Raw genomic sequence first — 17,408 nt, 5'->3', positions numbered from 1 at the left:
AAACCCTTTGATCGTTTTGCCTTTCATCGCCACCCTATTATTGTTGACTGCCCTGGTGGGGCTGATCCGCATTCTGCGCGGTCCGACCACTGCTGACCGTATGCTTGCTGCCCAGTTGATCGGAACGTCCGGGGTTGCGATCCTTTTGGTGATGGGCGTCGCCAGCGGCAATCGGGCGCTTTTCGATGTCGCGCTTGTCTTTGCCATCCTCGCGGCAATCGCGCTGACCACCTTTTTGGCCACCGCCCGTTTGGAGCGGCAGTCATGAGTTGGGCTGAGCTGCTGGGCGTCGGTCTTATGGGGCTGGGCGCGGTTTTCTTTGTGGCCGGAACGGTTGGTATCCTTCGTTTTCCGGACGTGTTCAGCCGTCTGCATGCGGTGACAAAGGCCGACAATCTGGGCCTCGGGCTGGTCGCCGCTGGAACGGGCATTATGACCGCCGACGGGTTCGTTGCGGCCAAATTGGCGCTTGTCTGGCTGCTGATCGCGGTGTCCGGAGCAATCGGGGGCCACCTGATTGCCCGCCATGCCCTGCGTGACAAGACATGACCGACCCCTGGATTGTTTTCGACGTGACCCTCGCCGTGGGTCTGCTCGCCGTGGCATGGCTTTCGCTGGCGTCGCGCGATGCCTTTCGGATGATTGTGCTTTTCATGATGTTCGGTCTTCTGGCTTCACTGGGTTGGGTACGTCTGAACGCGCCGGATGTCGCGCTGGCCGAGGCTGCGGTTGGTGCGGGCATCACCGGGGCATTGCTTTTGCGGACGCTCAGCGCCTTGCGGCATGAGCCGAAGGAGCCTTCGACGGCTTTGCCGACTGCTTTCATCGCAGGCGTGCTGTCTTTGATGATCACCACCGCGCTGGTCGTGGCCTTCATCCTGGCGCCAGACCTTGCCACAGGATATGACCGCGACGTCGGCGCGCGGATGGATCAAAGCGGTGTCACCAATCCTGTCACCGCGGTGCTGCTGAACTTCCGTTCTTACGACACGCTGCTTGAGATCGTCGTGTTGGCCGCCGCGCTGACCATCGTGCTGATGCTGGGCAGCAAACCCATTGCTTTGCGTCCGCTGGGGCCGTTGTTTGTGCCCTTTGCCAAAGTGATCGTGCCGGTCAGCATCATAATCGCGGGCTATCTGCTGTGGCTTGGAGCGAGCCGACCGGGCGGGGCTTTTCAGGCCGCGGCGGTGCTGGGGGCAGGGGGCATCGTCCTGATCCTGGGGCGTCACTATGATCCGCAGGAGCGGCACGGCGGTATGATCCGGCTGATCTGCGCGATCGGTTTGGGTGGTTTCGTTCTGGCCGCAATTGGCGCGCAAATCCTGACCGGAGACATGCTGCGCTACCCGCAAGGGCAGGAAAAGATCTGGATCATCATCATCGAAGCCACGCTTACCGTGTCCGTTGCAGCCACGCTCGCGGCTCTGTTCGTCGGGGCAACAAGAAGGGAGGGCCGTCCATGACCACAGATCTGATTTACGCATTCGCGGGCATTGGGCTGATCGGGATCGGACTGTATCGGCTCGCGGTGTCCTCCAGCGCGCTCTGGCAGCTTGTGGCGGTGAACGTCATTTCGGTGGGCGTTGGCTCGATCATGATCGCGTCGGCTTATCGTGGCCCCAGCGTTCCGGCCGATCCCGTCCCCCAAGCCTTTGTTCTGACGGGCATTGTGGTGCTTGTCGCAACGACCGCTGCGGCCCTCTGCATCGTGCGGCGCATTGATGAGATGAACGACGACCATGACACCTGATTTTCTTGGACTTGATCCCAAAAGCGTTCTGCTTCTCGGGCCGCTTCTGGCTGGCACGCTGAGCGTACTTTTCCAGCGCGCCGCCGCTGTCATCGGTTTGGTGGGCATGGGTGTCGGCCTTTTCGGAGCGGTTGGGCTGGCCGTGACTCTTATGGAGCATGGACCCATGGCCACGCAGCTGGCGGGGTGGGCGCCTCCGCTAGGCATCCAGCTTTATGCCGACGGGCTGGCCGTCTTCATGATCCTGATGACCGCGTGGATCGGTGCTGCGGTTGGTCTGTTTACCGTTGGGTCCTGGGGCATCACGACGTCCGATCAGGATACCGGAGCCCATGTCAGGGCGCGCACCTATTTCTGGCCGCTTTGGATGCTTTTGCTGGCCGGGCTGAACGCGCTGTATCTGGCGACTGATATCTTCAATCTTTTTGTCACGCTTGAGATTGTCGGCCTGACAGCGGTCGGTCTGACGGCCCTGGCCGGGACCAGGCAGTCCCTGCAAGCTGCGCTGCGTTATCTGATCATCGGCCTTGTCGGGAGCCTGATGATCCTACTGGGAGTGGACTACCTCTATACCGCATATGGCCGTGTCGACCTCGGCAGTATTCAGAGCGCCGACACCTCGATCACGGCGACACTGGCATTGCTGATCATGCTGGCCGGACTGGCTATCAAGGCTGCGATCTTTCCGCTGCATTTCTGGATGCCGGATGCGCATTCCAGTGCAACGGTCCCTGCCAGTGCCATCCTGTCCGCTCTCGTGGTGAAGGCTGCGCTTTACATGGCGATGCGGCTTTGGCTGGCCTTTGCACCGCCGACAGACTTTCTGCCGATCCTCTTCGGTGTGATGGGGGCCGGGGCGATCTTCTTCGGTTCGTTCCAAGCGCTCAGGACGCGGCGGCTGAAGATGTTGGTGGCCTATTCGACCGTCGCCCAGGTGGGTCTGGTCACGCTGGTTTTCGCGGCAACCGGCACGATTGAAGCTGCATCCGTCTGGCGTGGCGCGGTCTTTCTGATGCTGGCGCACGCCATCGCAAAAGCGGCGATGTTTCTGGCCGCCGGCCGGTTGATCGAAGAGATGGGGCATGACCGTATTTCAAGCCTGCGCCGCTTGCCTGCTGGGGGTAAACCGGCCGCTTTTGCCTTTGTCATCGCAGCGATAAGCTTGGTGGGGTTGCCGCCGTCGGGGGGCTTTGTCGGAAAGTGGCTGCTGCTGGACGGCATGATCGCGGGAGAGATCTGGATCTGGGTGTCTGTTGTGCTCATCAGCACCGTGTTGAGTGCCAGCTACATGCTGCGGGTGATTGGCCGGTTGCTGCGTCGTAGTGTGTTGCCTTCAGAACGTCAGGACGGCTCTGCCAACTGGCGTTTGGGCGATGGCGTGGCGCTGGGTCTCGCACTTGTAGCCCTCGTTCTGGGTTTTGGATCCTATCTGCCGCTCAACCTGATCGAGATCGGCGCCCCTTTTCCGACCTTCACTGCCGCAGAACCTGCCGTGACCTATGGCGCTGATGGAGCCGATCTATGACCGAGGTCTTCCTGCCGCTTGCCATTCTCTTCACCTCGCTGTGTATCGCACCGGTGATCCTTATGCTGCCCGAGCGCGCCGTGGCCTTGCGCACCGCGATCAACCTCGGGGCTGCCGCGCTGAAGCTCTTTCTCGTGGTTTGGCTGACAATCGGCGTGGTCAACGGTGCGACCTTTCAGGTGGGACTGACCATGTTGCCGGGGCTCGACTTCGTGCTTTACGTTGATGCGTTGTCGGTCCTGTTTCTGGCCCTTTCCGCGCTGCTGTGGTTGCTGACCACGATCTACGCCATTGGCTATCTCGAGGTGGGGCAGAACTGCAGCCGGTTCTTTGGCTTCTTCAGCCTGTGCGTGGCGGCGACAGTTGGGATCGCCATGTCGGGCAATCTCTTTACCTTCCTGATCTTCTTCGAGGTTCTCACGCTTGCCACCTATCCGCTTGTGGTCCATCGCGGCACAGCGGATGCCCTGCGAGCCGGGCGCATCTATCTGGCCTATACGCTGGGGGGCGGGTTAGCACTGACAGTTGGCGTGGTCTGGCTGCACACGCTTGCGGGCCCGTTCCTCTTTACGCCTCAGGGCGTTCTGGGTGAGCTTCCTGTCACCCATGCCGGAACGCTCCAGATCATTTTCGTTCTGCTGATCATGGGGGTTGGGGTGAAGGCCGCGCTTATCCCGCTTCATGCCTGGCTGCCGATTTCCATGGTGGCACCCGCCCCGGTGAGCGCGCTGTTGCATGCAGTTGCCGTGGTCAAGGCAGGGGCGTTCGGGATCATGCGGATCGTTTATGACGTTTACGGCGTAGATGCGACGCAGGCGTTGGGACTTGCCACCCCGCTGGCCGCTGCGGCGGCGGCGACGATCATTTACGGGTCGGTGCGCGCGCTCACCCAAGACGACCTGAAGTCGCGGCTTGCCTTTTCGACGGTCAGCCAGGTTTCTTACATCGCGCTGGGTGTGGCGCTGATCTCGCCCATCGCCGCGACAGGCGGACTGGTCCACCTCATCCATCAGGGCATCATGAAAATCACCCTGTTTCTGTGCGCTGGCAATTTCACCGAAGGTCACGGCGTCAAGAAGATCAGTCAGATGAACGGGATGGGCAAGCTCATGCCGTTGAGTATGCTGTTCTTCACGATTGCCGCCTTTGGTATGATCGGACTGCCGCCCTTGGCCGGGTTTGTCAGCAAATGGTATTTGGGGGCAGGGGGGCTGGATGCCGGTCAGGCGTGGGTCATTGCGATCCTTTTGGGATCGAGCCTGCTGAACGCGGCCTATTTTCTGCCCATCGTCTATCGCGGGTGGTTTCTGCCCCCACAGGCCGCCACCGCAACGCCGGTGCGCCGTATCGGATGGATGTTGCTTCTGCCACCAGCGGCCACGGCGTTGCTGATCGTCCTTGCCGGTGTCTTTGCAAACGCACCCTTCAGCCCCTTGGGCTGGACCCAGTTCATCGTTTCACTGGAATATCAATGACCTCGTTTCCCCTTCTTCTTGTCCCGCTTGTCCCATTGCTGATCGCTGCGCTCGCGGTTTTTCCGGGGTTCCGGTCGAGTTTGCCTTGGGCGGCACTGGTCGCGCCGGCGCCTGCGCTGCTGCTGATCATCCTCTATGCCGGGCCCATCTCTCAGGACGTGCCTGCCCTGCTGTTGGGGGTTCGGCTTGAGCTTGATGCGACCCGTCTTGCCTTTCTGGCGTTCACGGCGTTTTTGTGGACGCTGGCGGCCTGGTCCGCTGTTGCCTACCTGAAAAACGACACGCGCCGCACGCGATTTTGCGTGTTCTTTCTGTTGGCTATGGCGGGCAATTTCGGTCTGATCCTCGCAGGCGATGTCGCATCATTCTACACGTTCTTTTCGATGATGAGCCTCGCCTCATGGGGGCTTGTGGTGCATGAGCGCAGCCGGTTCGCACTCTTTGCCGGGCGAAGCTACATCGTGTTTGCCATTGCGGGGGAGCTTGCCCTGTTCTCTGGCCTGACCATCGCTGCCTATACGGCGGAGTCGTTGTTTTTGGCGGATATTCGGCAGACTGAGCTGGGCGGACTTGGTACGCTTCTACTGCTCCTTGGGTTTGGCATCAAGCTGGGTGTGGTGCCCCTGCACCTGTGGCTGCCGCTTGCCCATGCCGCAGCCCCTGCGCCTGCGAGTGCCGTTTTGAGCGGGGCCATGATCAAGGCCGGGCTCTTTGGTGCGCTGACCATCCTTCCCTTCGGGCTCGTCCAGCATGAGCAGGCGGGTTTGGTCATCATCGCTCTGGGCGGCACCTCTATTGTGCTGGCCGCTCTCATTGGCGCGTCGCAGCGGAACCCCAAGGCTGTCCTGGCCTATTCAAGTGTCGCCCAGATGGGTCTTGTCGCGATGGCACTTGGCACCGGCCTTGCCGTGCCCGTAGCATGGGGTGCAATTCTACCAGCGCTTGTGCTCTTTGCAGCCCACCATGCCTTTGCGAAGGCAGCTCTCTTTCTGGGCGTTCCTGCCTATTGGAGCATGCAGCGCCCTCTGACGCGCACGCTGCTGCTTTTGCTTCTGATCCTTCCGGCGGCTGTCTTGTCGGCTGCACCCTGGACCAGCGGCGCGCTGGCAAAATCAAGTCTAAAGGATGCATTGGGTACCGCGCCTGGATTCTGGGGGCAGGCACTGGATCCGGTCCTACTATTCAGCAGCCTAGGCACGGCGTTGCTGATGCTGCGTTTTCTGGCGCTGATGGGGCGGCAAGAGCCAAAAGCGAACCTCTCAGCGTGGATTACAGGCCCGTGGATGGTCATGACTGTGCTGGCCCTTGGCGGTGTCTGGCTGGCCCCGTTCGCCGCGCCGGAACTTGAGGACGAACAATTGGCGAATGCCGTTCCCATCGCGCTCGCCATCGGAGGGACGATTTGCCTATGGCTTCTGATGCGTGGAACGGGCCTGAGAGTGCGCGAGGTCCCACCCGGTGAAATTCTCGCTTTGTTTCAGTTCTCACGCCGACCGACCCGCTCGGCTGGAACGTTTTCAATCGGGGTGCCGGCAGTTTGGTGGCTATCTGCTTCGGCCTTGTTCCAGCGGCACGCGACTGTGCAGCGGGCAAATGGCGGCATCGCCTTGTTGATCATTTTGGTTGCAATCATTGTCGCTGGTCTTGCGGCACATCCGGATTTGCGAGCTTTGGCCCACCAACCGCTTTCATATCCGAGCTTGTGAGGGCTTACCCTGGTGCCAAAACATGCCAAGGCCCGCTTGATATCTCGCGGCAAGAGTTGGAGGGCTGATAAGCTGTCGCTCACCATGCATCTCAGATCCACTTTGGTGCAGCGCATTGAACGCGTCCCGACCTTTGAAAACCTGTATCACTGCGCGTCGTCTGGTGGTGCTTCAAATCAGGCTTAATGGCAGCCGCAGCACGGGCAACACCCCACAATTGTTTGCGGCAACCCTTTAAAAACGCCCCCTGCATACCAACCTAACTTGCAAGGCTGCGAGGACCAGCCACGCCACCACGCTCTGCCACCTCCCGCTCGCCACCCTTGATCGACGCCATGTCTTGGTGACCTCAAGTTCAGATTGCTTTTAACAGCAAGGAGGCAGCGATGTTGGAGATACGGGATCTTTCTGTTGCGGTCGGGGATAAACCGATCCTAAGTTCGATCAATCTCACCTTGCCCGAGGGCCAACTGCACGTTCTGCTCGGTCCAAATGGATCGGGAAAGTCAAGCTTGCTTGCAACGATCATGGGATTGCCACCCTTTGAGGTTGTGGGCGGCGATATACTATTTGACGGACAACCGATCCAGGATCTTGCGCTGGACGAACGCGCGCGATTGGGCATCGGGTTGGGCTATCAACGTCCGCCACGGCTTGGTGGCGTTTCAGTGCGCAGTTTCGCAGAAGCATTGGGCGCGGGTGAGCGTTTGGAGCGTGAAGCGGCAGCATTGGACCTTGGAGAATTCTTGCACCGAGATATGAATGTTGGATTTTCCGGAGGCGAGAGCAAGCGCTGGGAAGTCCTCAAGCTGGTGCTGCAAGACCCGCGCCTTTTGCTGTTTGACGAGCCTGAGAGCGGCGTTGATCTGGAACATGTGAGCGCTGTTGGCGATGCGATCGCACGGGTTGTGCGCGCACCCGACAAGCAGGGGCGCATATGCTCCGGTCTCGTCATCACGCATACGGGCATGATCCTGAAATATGTGAAGGCCGATTGTGCCCATATCATGCGGGATGGGCGCATCCTGTATTCTGGTGATGCCGAAGAGGCATTTGAGCATATCCAAACCGCTGGCTACACCGCACCCGCAGCTTGAACGCACGGGTCTGATGAGGATTTTGTGACATGATCCCGACCGAACACTCCGTTTCCACCGCGCAGGACCTGAGCAATTCTCAGCGGAATATCCTGTACGATGTAGGGTTTGATGATCAATCGAAACGGGCTGCCACAGGTATCCTGATTGATCGTGCCATGCGTATCGCGCGCTCCAGCGATGCCGGTGTCGAAATCATGCCCCTGGCCGACGCGCTTCGGACCTATGATTTCGTTCAGGACCTCATGTTCGGCCTCGTTGCACCTGATGAGAATGAGCATGTTGCCAAGGTGGCCGAGCATATGCACGATCCGCTTGGCCATTTCATCTGGGTCAAACCGGGTGCCAAGGTGACTTTGCCGGTGCAGAGTTTCACCATTTTGGAAACGCCTCAGGCGCGGCAATTCACGCACGATATCACGCTGATCGACGAGGGCGCGGAGGTCGAGATGATATCGGGTGCCGCAGTGCCACACATCGTGCACAAGGGACGCCATATCTCCATTGGTGAGTGTTACATGCGCGCAGGCTCTTCATGCAAATCGGTGTCGATTGAGCACTGGGGTGAAGGAATGGAGGTGCATTCCTATGGCTACGCAAAGCTCGACGAAGATGCGCAGAGCCAAGCGACGTCCGTTATGATGGCACCTATTGCGCGCAGCGTCAGCTTGTCTGTTTCTAGGCTGGCGGCAGGTGCAAAATCCACAAGTCAGGCCATCGTTTTCGCCCCGGATGGCACCGAACGTCGGATTGAAACGGAGACACATCTGCTGGGTGTGGGCGCCACATCCGAAGACTTGGCGCGTATGGTTGCAGCCGGGGGGACCATCATCAATGTCGCACGCCTTGTTGGCGATGCTGCGGGCAGCAGCGGGTTCCTTGGATGCGATGGGCTGAAGCTGACAGATCGCGGTGATATTGTGGCAGTTCCCGAACTCAAGGCCCGTGCCGAGGGCGCCATGCTGAGCCATGAGGCCAGTGTTGGTATCATTGATGACGAAAAACTCAATTACCTCATGGCCACCGGCATCGGTGAAGATGCAGCGCGCGGTCTTGTCATCAAGGGCTTTTTGTCACTGAACAGTGATGCAATTCCGCCAACCTTGCGGGATCGGGTTGCGCAACTCATCGCGGACTCAAAGTCAGGCGGGATGTGAAAGTATGGAGGGCTTGCTTTGGTGCGGAATTTAACGGCTCCGTCAGAATGAGGTCGAACCAACGGCATGCCGCTCGACCTGGCTGCGTGGCCCCGGCGCAAGCCGAAATCATCCAGGCCAAGTGCCATAGTGCTTCGAACTGCTTTGCGAGCCGATTTAAGTGTAGCTTCGCCTCAGTTGCGAATGGCTCGCAAATATACTAGCCTCAACAAGCACTCAGCCAGCGTCCCCGCCAGCGATTCCCGCGTCACTGGTGAGAATATTCATGATTGGCAAGTTCATTCCCTACGCTATTTTGGCAGTCGTCATGGCTCTAGCGTTGTGGCGCGGCGCGCCCTACGCCAGCCTGCCGTTTCTCGCGTTTATGACGTCTTGGTACACCATTCGGATATGGCTCACGGACTCCACCCCTCTGGACGTATCGGAGGAGCGTGATGCGACCCGAGAACGCCCACTTGCGGCGGCTGTGGGTGTCGGCATGATCATCTTGCCACTTTTCGCGCTCGCCACACCTATGCTTGATTTTGCAGCCTATTCGGCCACTAGTGCGCAGTTCGTGTTGGGCGGTGTGTGCGCACTTGCGGGTCTTTTTGTCTTTTTCCGCTCGCATGCCGATCTTGGCTCATTCTGGTCAGCACACCTAGAACTGCGCGAAGGCCATGCTCTCGTAACGACGGGTATCTACAGCCGCATGCGTCATCCAATGTATACGGCAATCTTTCTCATCACGATTGCCCAGGCGCTGCTCTTGGCCAACTGGGTGGCCGGGCCCGCCGGGCTCGTGATCTTCGCATTGCTTTACGTCGTCCGGGTCGGACCCGAAGAACGCATGATGGCGGAGCGGTTTGGCGCTGAATGGGAGGGCTACGCCAGCCGTACACCCCGCCTGCTCCCTCGGCTCAGGGATTGAAATCGCCGGCGGCGTTGGAAACACCAATTACATCTTTTTTGAGTGGGGCGCCGCGCAACGGCTCTGCACACACAGGCAGCGTCGCGCATCAAATGGCGAGAGAAAGTGAAAGGCGGAAGCTGCACATGCAGCTCCCGCCGAAGAATTGTCAGACAAAACTGAACATATCGGCACTCAACTCATCCAGCTGAGTATCGCGCAATGTCAGGCTGTCTTCTTCGCTGAACTGGAATGTCACAGCGCGTCCCGACTGACTTGCACTGGCAACAAGGTCCTCAAAGTCGCTGCTGCCATCTATATCAATCACGATCTGATCAGATGGACGGCTAAAGAGAAACCAATCAAACTCGGTGTCGAAGTCACGGATCAGGTCATGCCCTCCATTAAAGACGAAGGTGTCACTCCCGAACCCGCCTGTCATCCGGTCGTCGCCAGCACCGCCATCCAAAGTGTCGTTGCCAAAGCCACCGTTCAAGCGGTCGTCGCCCGCACCGCCGAAAAGCACGTCGTCGGACCACCCACCATTCAGCCGGTCATTGTTCGCGCCACCATCCAGCGTGTCCTGACCCCAACCGCCATTCAGGCGATCGCGCCCTGTATTTCCAAGCAGTTCGTCATCCCCCCAGCCACCGTTGAGACGGTCGTTGCCTTCGCCACCTGAGATCAGGTCATCGCCTGCCCGGCCATCTATACGGTCGTCATCCGCGCCGCCGCGCAACAGATCGTCGTCGAAGGTTCCACGATAACGATCCTCAGATGCCGCAGCCTCTTCGGACGTGGTGAAGTTGAAGGTAGATGTATCGCCTTCATCAATCCCTTCAAAGGCTTGCCCCTGATCGTCCAGGAAAGCGCCGTCTTCGATCTCAACGGCGTACCTTGCGTCGGTATCCAAGTGGGACGGCGGCGTGACAGTGACGGTGTCACCGTCAAAGCTGACAAGGCGGCTGTCGGTCACGTCGATCTCGATCCGCTCGCCGGTGTCCCGATTGATCAGAGTGATCAGTCCTTCCCCGGGCTCGACCTCTTCCGTAAAGGTTAGCGTGAGCGCCGCGTCATTTTCCACGTCGCGGCCATTGTCCGAGGGTACAGCCGACAGCAGGAACGGCGCTGGGTCCGCGTCAAAGTCGACTTCGCGCGGGACATACACCGAGCCATCAGTGGAATAGCCAAGACGCCCGTCCGAGTTCGAGCCCCAAGTAAAAATCGCCCCCGTGTCGCTGACCGCAATGATCGAGTTGGGCCCGGTCTGGATTTCGACGATGTGGACGTCATCGAGTTCCGCGATCAGTGTGGGCAGGAAGCTGACATCGCTTTCTGCCGCAGGATCGCCGTCCAGCCCACCGGTTGGACCTTCATCGTTCGGTCCCCAGGCGTAGACATCGCCATCCTCGGTCAGCGCAACGGACCAACGCGCGCCACCCTGAATGTCGATGACACCTTCGGGCAATCCGGTCAGCTCAATCGGCTCGGCCACATCGTCGGGGTTCGGCGTGAATGTGCCGTCACCGTTGTCTTCGCCCTGCAGCAGCTGCCCATTGCGGCTTTCACCCCAGCCGAAGACACGGCCATCGGACGTGATGGCATAGGATGTACGCCCCTCGCCCGAGATGGCCACGATGTTTTCCGGCAACCCTTCAATCAATGTCGGTTCGATCACGCGGCGGTCGTCCGAGCGGCTGACCTGATTGTCGGTGTTGCTGCCGAAGCCATAGACCTCACCATCCGCTGTCAATACCAAGGTGTGCGTGACACCCGCGGATACGGCCACGACGGTTTCGTTGGACAGCGCGCTGATTTCGGTGGGGACAAGACGCTCTTCCTGATCGCCTGTGCCAAGTTGGCCGTTCGTGTTGCTGCCCCAACCATAAAGCGTGCCGTCCGCTGCGATGGCAAAGGATGTGCCATTGCCGTTTTCGATGCCAATGACGTCAATGTCGTCCAAGGCTTCGATCTTTGTTGCCGTCGTCCGCGCCTCTTCGTCGCCCAGGCCCAATGGGCCGCGGTTGTTGAAGCCAAAGGCGTATACATCGCCATCATCTGTCAGGAACGTCGTGTGCAACAACCCGCCCGCAACCGAGGTGATTTCGGCGTCAAACCCTTCGGGCAAAGACACCGGCAGCGGTGCTTTGACGTCGAACCCGGTGGTACCATTGCCCAATTGGCTGACCACGTTTTCACCGGAGCTATACAGCACCCCATCCCTCAGAAAGACGGAGAAGTGGTTGCCCGCGCCCACGGTGCTGGCCACGACCTGAGCCTCACCCTCATAGGCTGCGACCGCGCGGGGGCGGACCAGTTGGCCATCGTATTGGTCCGAGCCTAGGATGGTCGTCTCGCCCGCGTCAAAGAAATCGCCGTCACCGTTGAGGTTGGTCAGTTGGACCACGCTCGCGTCCCCGGCGAAGCTATTGGCGGTGAGGATGAGGCCCCCATCGCCATCTGTGGCCAGCGAGAAGCCGATCTCCGCCGGGATGCCATCTGGCATGGCACTGGCATTCCAAACCTCAACCGCTTCGAACAAGCTGTCGATCTGTCCGGACCCGTCCAGATCATTGAGACGGTAAATCTTCAACTCCTCATCCCCGTCCGGGAACCATGTGAGGGTGTACAGCGAGCCATCGACCGACACAGCACTCGAAATATCCACCGGAGCGCCAAAGCTCATGTCGTCCGAGATAAAGCTGGTCACTTCGTCGGTCTGGATTGTGCCATCACCGTTCGCGTCCTCGATCCGGTAAATGACGTCCGTTCCCGTTCCAGCCAGATCGTTGAGGTAGGCGACGTCGCCGTCAAAGCTGAGATCAAAGGGCACCGATGTGTCGATCACCGTCTGAAGGTCGAGCCAAACAGTTGCTTCGCCCGCGTCGTTCGCGTCCCCATCGCCATTGAGGTCAACGGTACGGTAAATCGCGTCTTGCGGTGCCGACGCGGTGCCCGCGTTTGAGATGTATATGGCACCGTCCGCACCTTCGGCGATGCCGTTGGGTGTTACTGTGGACAGGCCACCTGCGTTGTCCGCCGAGAACCAAACTGTCGCTTCGCCCTCGTCCTGTGCATCGCCGTCGGCGTTGGTGTCGATCAGGCGATAGATCGTATCCGTGGTGCCGTCGCCAACATAGACCGACTTATCATCGGCCTGATGCACCGTAAAGATATTGTTCGTTGGTGTATCGAGCCCGCTCGCGTTGTCCGCGTCAAAGAACACCGTCGTTTCACCCGGCCCCTGCGCAGTGCCATCGCCATCCAGGTCTTGCAAAAGCAACACCTGATCCTTGCGTTGGTCTGCGACCAAAACCCCGGCTATCGTCTGTTTGGATATGCGCCCCATCTGGCAACTCCCGAAAATGAGAGAGTGCCTCGCGAATGGCTGGGTCCTCGATTTGAAAGAAATTGGGTGCCGAGCACCCGCGTGTCATCTGAACCAATTTGGGAGGGAGGTGAAGCCCTCACAAGCACGGTTTCATGACATAATGACGCAAGGCTGACAGTATATCGCAAGCGAGGGAACGGGCAGCGGCCCGCGCCATTTAAATGGACCAAAAAGATGCGGATCCGTATGTCACGTTATCTGGGCTTGATCCGGAAATTTTGCACTCGTGATCTCACTGAAAAGCGCTAATATCACTGGTATCCAGCCGGTCATGCAGTTTGCCTAAGCATGCATGAGGCCAGATAGCATCTGAACCCAAAACGGAACACTGCACATGGGCCTACGGCTGATCTGGTGTTGCCTGGCATTGTGTTGTCACCTCGATATGGCCAGCGCGGATGTCGTCCGCTTCTCGCCATTTGACGATGTGGACACGGCCAAGGGCACTCTCTCCTATACCAACGCATCCGCCCCCAGCAGCGGCACTTTGAGGCTTGGCAGCACCGTCAACTTCGACAGCACGAACCTCATGCGGTTTCCGGGACGCGCGCCCCACGAAATGCGTCATTCGTTCGACACACTTCTGGTGCCTGTTCGTGATCAGACGGCCGTCTTTTACGGGCTGTTGGCCAAAGACCTGGACATCGCCGCCGACTTCAGTTCCGTACGCTTTCATTTAGACCCGGCTGCGCGCTGGCACGATGGACAAGCGGTCACAGCCGAAGACGTTGCCTTCACCTTCGAAAGCCTCCGCGCGCATGGATTGCCGCGCTATCGCAACGCGCTTCGAAACATAGACATTGAAGTTGAAGACGCGCGCACCATCACGTTCAAAAACCGTGGTGCACGATCATGGCGGTACGTCGAACTGCTAGGCACGTTTCCCATTCAGTCCAAGGCCTTCTGGTCCGCGCGCGCAGTGGGTGACATCACACTCGACATCCCCTTGGGCAGCGGCCCGTACCGGGTGTCGGAGTTGAGCTTCAACAAAGAGATGGTTCTGGAGCGGGTTGAGGACTACTGGGCCGCCGATCACTCCGTCAATCAGGGGCGCTGGAACTTCGATGAGATCGTCGTCAGCTACTTCTTTGACGAGACGGCACTCATTGAGGCGTTAAAGAGTGGACGCCTCGACGTGCGGCGGGAGTTCTCCGCTGCGGCTTGGGATGGGCGCTATGACGGCGATGCCTTGAGTTCAAACCGCATCGTTAAGACCACCCTTCCCCGCGCCGATGCAGGCGCGCTTCATACCTTGGTGATCAATCAGCGTCGTCAGCCTTTTGACGACATCAGGGTTCGGGAAGCACTTGGGCTGCTCTTTGACACACAGTGGTATCTTGATCTGTTTGGCGGTGCATATGATGCGCCCGGCAGCTTTTACGGTGATACACCCTTTGCGGCCATTGGTCCGGCGTCAGCAGCAGAACGCGCGTTGCTTGCACAATTCGCAGAACAGCTTCCACAAGACGCTATAGACAGTCCTGCGCCCCAGTGGCCAGAACAGCGACGGCAGCGCATGCGGCGGGCCAATGCCCTTCTGGACGAAGCGGGATTTGAACTTCGCGGCGGTGTGCGGATCAATCCAATCACGGGCGACCCTTGGACCGTTGAGTTTGTAACGGCACACCGCGCCTCCGTGGAACGTCTTGAGCCATACCGCAAAGCACTTGAACAGGCCGGCATTCAGCTTGATCTACGCGCATATGACTACGTATCGGGACGCCGACTGATCCTTGATCACGAATATGACCTCACACTTCTAACCTGGCAGGCTTCCATCCCTCCGGGTGTACAGGAAACCTGGTTCTGGCATAGCGACCAGGCCGGGCCGCACGGTTACGGGCTGGGTGGGCTCGACAACCCAGCTGTTGATTACATGATCGACCGGATGCAGGTCGCAAAAGACCTCGAAGACCTGCAAGCGGCGGCACGTGCGTTTGACCGTTTGATGCGGTGGGGGCACTACGTCGTCCCGATGTGGCACAATGCCAATCTGTGGTATGTGAATGGCTCCGATCTTCGCATCCCCGCAGGCGGACAGGTTGAAATCGACCCGATTGTTCACTGGTGGCGCGCGCCTGCTACTGACAACTGACGGTTGTCTATTGCCTTTCAGCCGGTCGCTGCTAATTTTCAGAAAGACCCACCGTTTTGGCAGGTAGCACAAAACGCTCGGGGGCTATCATGAAGACATCGGTTTCATTCGTTTGGGCACGTGCTTTGTCCATGCAGGTCAGTTGCATGGCCCTGCTCGCGTCGACAGCAAATGCGCAGCAAGGCACTGAAGAACCTTTCCAACTGCCGGACCTGATTTTTGAATCAAACCGGGACGCAACACCGATTGATGAGGTGCCCCGCGCCGTCAAAAGCATCGACCAGACCGAAGTCGAAGATGCGGGCAAGACCAGCACGAATTTCTCGCAGACGCTGCCACAGATCATTCCCGGCTTCGGCACGCCGGTTTTCCAAAATGCGACGCGCGGACTGACGCTCAGAGGACGTGACCCTCTGTTTCTGGTGGATGGCATTCCCTTATCGAGCGCCTTTGGCGTTCAATTCCAGTACTTTGATCAAAGGGCCATCGACAGCATCGAAGTGCTGTACGGACCCACCGCACTTTATGGTCAGGGCGCGTCCGGTGGTGTCATCCAGTTCTTTACCAAAGATCCGACAGAGGAGCAGGTCAACCGGATCACAACGGGCTTTACGACTTCGCTGGCAGATGGGAGCGCCTTTGACAGTGAAAGCTTCAGCTACCGGTTCACCGCGGAAACGTCGGGCCGGGTGGAGGACTTCGGATATGTCGGTGTGCTGAGCCTGGAACGTCACGGTGCCCATTTCCAGCCGGACGGCCAGCGGATCGCGCCAACACGGCTCGATGACTTCGACGACGCCAGTGTCTTTGGCAAGTTTGTCTACGACATCGATGGGGCACAATCCGTCGAGGGCCTGCTGAGCTACGCGCGCTCCACTGCGCGTGCCACGGACTTTACCAATACGGCTTCGGCTGGTCCGAACCCCACGGCAGTCGCGCTCTTTGCCCCACAACAATACACCAATGAACCAAACCAGGAAGGCACGTTTGCCTCGTTCAGTTACCTCAACTCGGATCTGGCAGGGGGTGATTTCAAGTTCCAACTCTACTACTCTAGCGAGGAACTGACGCAGATCGGCGGCGATATTCGCGCAGCACAGGGCCCGGCCCCCGACGATCTCCCGGAGTTCTGGCCGGGTCTATTCCAAACCAATGGCGACACGGAAGCCATCGGTGTCCGCATCGACTACAGCTTTGATGTGACCAACACATTCAAGCTGAACGTAGGCGCAGACTATCGGGACGAAAGTGAGGTGTTGATTGTCGGCATTTCGGACCCGGCGGTGTTTGATGCCACGGGTCTCTTTGATGCCTCGGACAGCGGACCACAAGCGCCGCCCGTCGACATTGAATCCTTTGGCCTGTTTGTGCAGGGTGCCTGGGATGTTGCGGACCGCATCACGCTGACAGGGGGCGTAAGGTATGACAGTTTTGACTTCTCGGTCGGCCCCTCAGAGCCCGTGTTCTCAAGAGACCCGGGGTTCAGACCAGGCGGCGAAGGAAGTTCAGACGGCTTTTCCTACAACCTCGGCGTTCTTTACGATGTGAACCCAAACACCACGCTCTTCGCAAGTTTCGCCCAGGGCTTTTCCTTGCCGACCATTAATTTCGCAGCAGGATTGGTCGCACCGGGTGTCCCGTTGTCGGGGACAAACCTGCTCGAACCAATCGTTGTTGACAGTTACGAGCTCGGTGTGCGCGGAGCGGTCGGACTGACGGAATACTCGTTTGCAGCCTTCTATGCTGAATCGGAACTGGGCTCGTCAGTTCGCGTGGACCCGGCCACCGGCAGTGGACGACTGGAACGCGCGCCGCAGCGGAACTATGGCTTTGAGTTTGAAGCCTCGCGTCCCCTGTCGGACAGCATCAACCTGGGTCTTGGTGTGTCATGGAATGATGGCGAGAATGACGCCAGCAATGACGGGGAATATCTGGCTCTGTCCAGCCTGACTGTCCTGCCTTTGAAGGTCTCTCTGCGCGCCGACTGGCAGGTGACGCCTAATATGAAGCTGGACGCGAGCATTTTCTATCTCGGTGATCGGGACAGGGCATTTGAAGATGGCGTCGATGGCTTTGAAGCCGACGGATATGTGACAGCAGACCTTGGACTGACATATTCCTTCGAAAACGGATCCGACCTTTCTGTCCGCGTCTCCAACATCCTGAACGAAGACTACATACCTCTGGAAAGCCAGTCCCGATTTGGCGTGACCGCCGACCGCCGCTTTGCGGGCCCGGGTAGAGAGCTGTCTGTCAATTATTCATTCAATTTCTAGACAGGCATGCGGATAGGCTAGTTGTGGTGTCGAAGGCGACGGATTTA

General features: G+C 58.9%; 13 protein-coding genes. 12 read left to right on the top strand and 1 reads right to left on the bottom strand.

Annotated elements, in window-relative coordinates; all coding sequences use genetic code 11:
- Positions 1 to 7 precede the first annotated feature (7 nt).
- From RA29_RS22975 to RA29_RS17665, 10 genes are all read left to right on the top strand, one after another.
- Complete coding sequence (locus RA29_RS22975; RefSeq protein WP_039688462.1) at positions 8 to 268, top strand: monovalent cation/H+ antiporter complex subunit F; 261 nt, start codon at positions 8 to 10, stop codon at positions 266 to 268.
- Positions 265 to 549: a monovalent cation/H(+) antiporter subunit G gene (locus tag RA29_RS17705; protein ID WP_039688460.1), complete on the top strand. Its 285-nt coding sequence runs from the start codon at positions 265 to 267 to the stop codon at positions 547 to 549. Before RA29_RS22975 ends, RA29_RS17705 begins: the two co-directional genes overlap by 4 nt.
- Positions 546 to 1,463: a Na(+)/H(+) antiporter subunit B gene (locus RA29_RS17700; RefSeq protein WP_039688457.1), complete on the top strand. Its 918-nt coding sequence runs from the start codon at positions 546 to 548 to the stop codon at positions 1,461 to 1,463. Before RA29_RS17705 ends, RA29_RS17700 begins: the two co-directional genes overlap by 4 nt.
- Positions 1,460 to 1,750, top strand: a complete 291-nt coding sequence (locus RA29_RS17695) for an NADH-quinone oxidoreductase subunit K (protein WP_039688456.1) — start codon at positions 1,460 to 1,462, stop codon at positions 1,748 to 1,750. Before RA29_RS17700 ends, RA29_RS17695 begins: the two co-directional genes overlap by 4 nt.
- Positions 1,740 to 3,275: a proton-conducting transporter membrane subunit gene (locus tag RA29_RS17690; RefSeq protein WP_052249755.1), complete on the top strand. Its 1,536-nt coding sequence runs from the start codon at positions 1,740 to 1,742 to the stop codon at positions 3,273 to 3,275. Before RA29_RS17695 ends, RA29_RS17690 begins: the two co-directional genes overlap by 11 nt.
- On the top strand, positions 3,272 to 4,750 hold the full coding sequence (locus tag RA29_RS17685; RefSeq protein WP_039688454.1) for a proton-conducting transporter membrane subunit: 1,479 nt from the start codon (positions 3,272 to 3,274) through the stop codon (positions 4,748 to 4,750). The genes RA29_RS17690 and RA29_RS17685 overlap by 4 nt, the downstream gene beginning before the upstream one ends.
- Positions 4,747 to 6,456 (top strand): proton-conducting transporter membrane subunit, encoded by a 1,710-nt coding sequence (locus RA29_RS17680; RefSeq protein ID WP_052249754.1) that lies wholly within the window; start codon positions 4,747 to 4,749, stop codon positions 6,454 to 6,456. The genes RA29_RS17685 and RA29_RS17680 overlap by 4 nt, the downstream gene beginning before the upstream one ends.
- A gap of 386 nt (positions 6,457 to 6,842) precedes the next feature.
- Positions 6,843 to 7,553, top strand: a complete 711-nt coding sequence (locus tag RA29_RS17675; protein WP_039688452.1) for an ATP-binding cassette domain-containing protein — start codon at positions 6,843 to 6,845, stop codon at positions 7,551 to 7,553.
- 29 nt (positions 7,554 to 7,582) lie between these two features.
- Entirely contained in the window at positions 7,583 to 8,710 is a 1,128-nt protein-coding gene (locus RA29_RS17670; RefSeq protein ID WP_052249753.1) for a SufD family Fe-S cluster assembly protein, read from the top strand.
- Positions 8,711 to 8,975: 265 nt separating this feature from the next.
- Positions 8,976 to 9,620 carry a protein-S-isoprenylcysteine O-methyltransferase gene (locus RA29_RS17665; RefSeq protein ID WP_052249752.1) on the top strand — a complete coding sequence of 215 codons (645 nt, stop codon included), beginning with the start codon at positions 8,976 to 8,978 and terminating at the stop codon, positions 9,618 to 9,620.
- 148 nt (positions 9,621 to 9,768) lie between these two features.
- Here the strand turns inward: RA29_RS17665 and RA29_RS17660 are convergent, their stop codons facing one another.
- Positions 9,769 to 12,948, bottom strand: coding sequence for an Ig-like domain-containing protein (locus tag RA29_RS17660; protein WP_039688451.1), 3,180 nt, complete (start codon positions 12,946 to 12,948; stop codon positions 9,769 to 9,771).
- Between the two features lie 427 nt (positions 12,949 to 13,375).
- Here RA29_RS17660 and RA29_RS17655 point away from each other — a divergent pair, with 427 nt between their 5' ends.
- Entirely contained in the window at positions 13,376 to 15,085 is a 1,710-nt protein-coding gene (locus RA29_RS17655) for an extracellular solute-binding protein (protein WP_039688448.1), read from the top strand.
- Between the two features lie 146 nt (positions 15,086 to 15,231).
- The gene (locus tag RA29_RS17650) at positions 15,232 to 17,361 is read left to right on the top strand and encodes a TonB-dependent receptor (RefSeq protein ID WP_039688446.1); all 2,130 of its coding nucleotides are present in this window, start codon (positions 15,232 to 15,234) and stop codon (positions 17,359 to 17,361) included.
- The last annotated feature ends 47 nt before the right edge of the window (positions 17,362 to 17,408 follow it).

Origin of the sequence: Tateyamaria sp. ANG-S1 (assembly GCF_000814025.1) — a bacterium.
Taxonomy (GTDB): Bacteria; Pseudomonadota; Alphaproteobacteria; order Rhodobacterales; family Rhodobacteraceae; genus Tateyamaria.
This window is presented reverse-complemented; position numbering and strand designations above follow the sequence as displayed.